Genomic DNA, 579 nt, shown 5'->3' with positions numbered 1-579 from the left:
GGCCAGCATGGCCATGGTGTTGGCCTCATGGGTGCTGGCCATCGACTGATAGGCCCGCACCAGATCGGTCATGGCCTGGTTCCACTGCACCTGCCACGCCTGATAGGTCACCCCGGTGTCACCCTGCCAGGCATTCTGCAACGCAGCCTGCTCAGCAGAGATATCCGCACCCAGCCCCGACATGGTCCCGGCATAGCCCGACATATCCCCCGCGTGCGCCAGCATCGCCGGGTAGTTGTACATGATCTGCGACATCACAAGTCCTTAAAACTCGAAGGAACCGGCTCAGAAACCGGTGTAGGTCGACGCGGCCGCGGCATCGGCAGCCACATAAGTACCCGCAGCCTCACCCAGGTTGGCCTGCGCGATGTCCAGCAACGTGTTCACCCGCGCCGCCATCTCCACAAACCGGGCATGCGCAGCCTGAAACGCCGCCGAGGACTCACCCTGGTGAAACGCCTGCGCCGACATCGCCGCCTGCTCCGCCTGACCAATCGTGTGCCGCATCAACCCCGCCTTGGCACCGAACGCCGACTGCGACGACACCAACTGCGGAATATGAGCATCCAACAAACTCAT

2 protein-coding genes are annotated in these 579 nt (G+C 62.9%); both read right to left on the bottom strand.

Features of this window, described 5'->3' with window-relative positions; all coding sequences use genetic code 11:
- A partial coding sequence (locus AC5Y6Y_RS25765) for a WXG100 family type VII secretion target (RefSeq protein ID WP_473140392.1) occupies nucleotides 1-255 on the bottom strand: 255 nt, incomplete at its 3' end.
- A gap of 30 nt (nucleotides 256-285) precedes the next feature.
- Nucleotides 286-579, bottom strand: coding sequence for a type VII secretion system protein EsxG (gene esxG, locus AC5Y6Y_RS25760; RefSeq protein WP_463829107.1), 294 nt, complete (start codon nucleotides 577-579; stop codon nucleotides 286-288).

It is taken from the genome of Mycobacterium sp. NGS24 (genome assembly GCF_059813065.1).
This window is presented reverse-complemented; position numbering and strand designations above follow the sequence as displayed.